General features: G+C 48.3%; 3 protein-coding genes. 1 reads left to right on the top strand and 2 read right to left on the bottom strand.

Going from position 1 to position 3,425, the window contains the following annotated elements; translation table 11 throughout:
- Positions 1–530 precede the first annotated feature (530 nt).
- Together F4Y64_02915 and F4Y64_02910 are read right to left on the bottom strand one after the other, a co-directional pair.
- On the bottom strand, positions 531–1,262 hold the full coding sequence (locus F4Y64_02915) for a type 1 glutamine amidotransferase (GenBank protein ID MXX96550.1): 732 nt from the start codon (positions 1,260–1,262) through the stop codon (positions 531–533).
- Between the two features lie 84 nt (positions 1,263–1,346).
- Positions 1,347–1,964 carry a hypothetical protein gene (locus F4Y64_02910; protein MXX96549.1) on the bottom strand — a complete coding sequence of 206 codons (618 nt, stop codon included), beginning with the start codon at positions 1,962–1,964 and terminating at the stop codon, positions 1,347–1,349.
- A gap of 469 nt (positions 1,965–2,433) precedes the next feature.
- Here F4Y64_02910 and F4Y64_02905 point away from each other — a divergent pair, with 469 nt between their 5' ends.
- Positions 2,434–3,360: a cobalamin-binding protein gene (locus F4Y64_02905; protein ID MXX96548.1), complete on the top strand. Its 927-nt coding sequence runs from the start codon at positions 2,434–2,436 to the stop codon at positions 3,358–3,360.
- Positions 3,361–3,425 lie beyond the last annotated feature (65 nt).

Genomic DNA, 3,425 nt, shown 5'->3' with positions numbered 1-3,425 from the left:
ATGAGTAAATTGGGGAAACGACGCAAGATATGCGCCCGTTTTTCATTAGACCTATATAATGAAAAATCTCCGAAAAATTAGAGGGTTTTTAGGCAAGCACTAGATAACCTCTCCTCAAAGTGAAGCTCTAAAATATGCTTGACGTGCTTCATAGACAATCGGTTTGCTGGCATAATTCCTCGCAATTTGGTGAAAAAGGCAAGGAAGATAATGTCCATGAATCACGTGGGTAATCCCCAGTGAAAAACACCGAAAAAGACGCGCACCATACACCCCAAGCATGGAGCCAAATTACCGAGGAAGGGATGATCGAATTCCAACGTTTAGAGGAGGCCCACTTCCAACGTATTGACTGTCCCACTTCCAGCGTTTTAGGCGGCCAATGCCAGCGTTTTGGGCGGCCCAGTTCAGCGTTTTGACTGTCCCACCCGCAGCGGAATACGCAGCTGCCGTTTTGTAGGGATTGCACCCGTACCAGCCCGGCGAGTAATACAAGTAGGATAAGAAAACTGCGGATCAAGGATTTCATGTCAGTTTGCAAATATATAGCGAACAAATTCCCGGATGAGGTTATTAGATTCCGGTGTTTCTCGAAGTGTTTTGACCAGTTCCCCCACGGGTATGCCCAGAATGCGTTTTGTGTACTCGGGATAGGTCATTAACCTTTGGATCAACAAATCTTTCTTCAGTTCTGAATGAAATTGAGTGCAGTAAAGTGGAGCATCGGGCATGCAGAATGCATGATTTGCTACGAGCGGGGTTTTGGCTAGGCGAACGGCACCTTTGGGAAGTTGCACAACGGTATCTTGGTGTCCTACATGTGCCCAGAATACGGTTCCCAAGCTGGAGAAGATGGGGTCGTTCATTCCCTGAGATGTGACCGTGAGTTGCAGGGTGCCTAGTTCGGCGAGTTGCGGGTCGGTAATCACGGAACCGCCAAGAGCCGCGGCCATGGCCTGAAACCCCCAACAGGATGCAAAAACTGGTTTGCGTTTCGCATACAATAAGCGCATCGAATCCAGTGCCCGGTCGAGCCACTCTCCTCCTTCAGGAACGGAATAATCACCAGCTCCCCCGATTAATACTAGGTCTGCCTTACGTAGAGCCTCCGGTTGCGGCGGGTCATTAATTAAATCAGCCGCGTTGATGCGTTCCCGGGGGCTGTCAATTGATTCCGCAAATGCAGCCACTTCATTGATGCGCATCGGGTCGTCCGGTTTGCGTATCTGAAGCAGCAGGATATTCAATTTTGAAGCGCACATCAACTGGGGATAATAGCAAGCCCGTTCAACCCATAAAAACCCTTTCGGGCTCCCACAGGACTTCCTTGTTTGGGGAATAGGAAGTCAACGATCATGTGAGTGTGGACTTCCATGATGGTGTTCATGAAATACGACGTGCAGGAGAGAGCCAGCTACGAATGCTTGAAACAGATCACTACCAGTAAATCCATGAGGCAAGATATCTGCCAGGAAAAATCCGGCCAGTGTAGTGGACAGAAGCCCAGCAATACCAATTATGGCGATGGCCAGACCATAGCGAGGATACAGGATCCACCAGATCATGAGTCCTACGGCAAGGCGGTGGATGACAAGCGGGATGATAATGGTTGATGAATCTGTATTCAGGCTGGAGCCTTCCAATAGGGCATGCAGTCCCAGCCCAAGAAAACCGAAAATCACAGATAAAGCCTCCGTCTTTGGAGCAAGATTATGAGATATGTGCTCCACTCCAATCGGTATCAGTAGTCCCATTGCCATGACCCCTAGGAGCACTAAAATACCTGCAGGTGCCCAGCCATCGTGTTCGAATTGATGCCCCAAGACTTGGATCAGTATCAGGAGAGGGACAACCACATACATAGAGCGGTCAAACGTCTTAGTGAGCCTCGGATTATCATGCAATACCGGGTAAAGGAGTGCTCCAATTATCGGCGCGGCTAGTGCATAGAGAAGAAGTTCCATCCAGCGACTACGTTATATCAAGGTGTGCATCTAGTGGGTGTACTTGTACGGATCTAACATTCAGGTAAGATAAGACGGGCACTTATACGCACAGGCTCAGAGGTTGCCGACAATCCTTAAAGCATCCGACAAATTAGAGTGGTGAGTTCTCGATATGGTTTATTGTCGGTCAGTGGGAAGCAAGCTCGGGCAATCCAGCAATATTCTGCTGGGTCGGTCGTTTGATCAATTCTTCTTCCCTCAGGTTTATACCAAGACAAGTTCCTCACTGATCCTTGGGAATGTCCTGATAGGTCATTGTCCAGGAGATACGGTTTTATCTACAGGTTTTGGACCACGTAGTTAGCAGTTTGAATGCGGCTTGAGTTGCAGGAAGAAATCGGAGACGCGGGATAGTTTGTCGGTTAACCTGCTTCCCTTAGCAGGGCATATTTTGTACTCAAATTAATGTTACATTCGGAATAATATTATGGATCACCGGATCGTGTCTCTTATTGCAAGTGCTACAGAAATCGTATGTGCCTTAGGGTTTGAATCGAACCTTGTCGGTAGATCTCATGAATGCGACTACCCACGGACGGTTGAGACGATACCCGTATGCTCATCGTCAAAGATCATTACGGAATCCTCCAGTGCCGAGATCGACGACCAAGTTCGAACGATTGTCAGAGATGGTCTGTCTGTGTATAAAGTTGACTCCGAACTGTTAGACACAATCTCGCCCAGTGTCATTATTACACAAACCCAGTGTGAAGTCTGTGCTGTAAGTCTTAGTGATGTAAAAAAAGCTGTGTGCGAATTGGTGAGTTCAGCGCCTGAAATTGTTTCGCTTGAGCCGATGTCTCTCAGTGATGTCTGGGAAGACATCCAGCGTGTAGCCGATGCTCTGGGTGATCCGGGAAAAGGTGAAGAGCTTGTTTCAAGTCTTCAGAGCCGGCTTCAATCACTGCGCATCAAAGTGCAAAAAATATCCTACCGGCCCAGAATAGCCTGTATTGAGTGGACTGAGCCACTGATGATCGCAGCTAACTGGGTTCCCGAACTAGTAGATTTTGCTGGAGGAAGCAGTCTTCTTAGTGAGCCAGGAAATCATTCAGAATACTTTTCTCTGGATAAGCTTGCCGCGTCCGAGCCCGAAGTGATTGCCATCATGCCTTGCGGATTTGACATCGATCGTTCCCTGCGCGAGATGACATCACTTACCTCAAGCCCTCAATGGGAGAATCTTCCTGCCGTACGGAATGGGCGCGTCTATGTCACGGACGGCAATCAGTATTTTAATCGTCCTGGTCCGCGGGTTGTGGAATCAGCTGAGATCCTCTCAGAATGTTTGCATCCGGGTTGTTTCAATTTTGGGCATCAAGGAGTGGGATGGATTCCTTGGAGTCCGGACTGAATCCTACTTGGTATTTGCCCGAAAAAGCCTTTTTTCGAGAATTTGAAGGTAAGGTAGCTGGCGTT

Source organism: Rhodothermaceae bacterium, from assembly GCA_009838195.1.
Lineage (GTDB): Bacteria > Bacteroidota > Rhodothermia > Rhodothermales > Bin80 > Bin80.
Note: the sequence above shows the minus strand (reverse complement) of the source record. Positions and strands in the feature narration are given on the sequence as shown.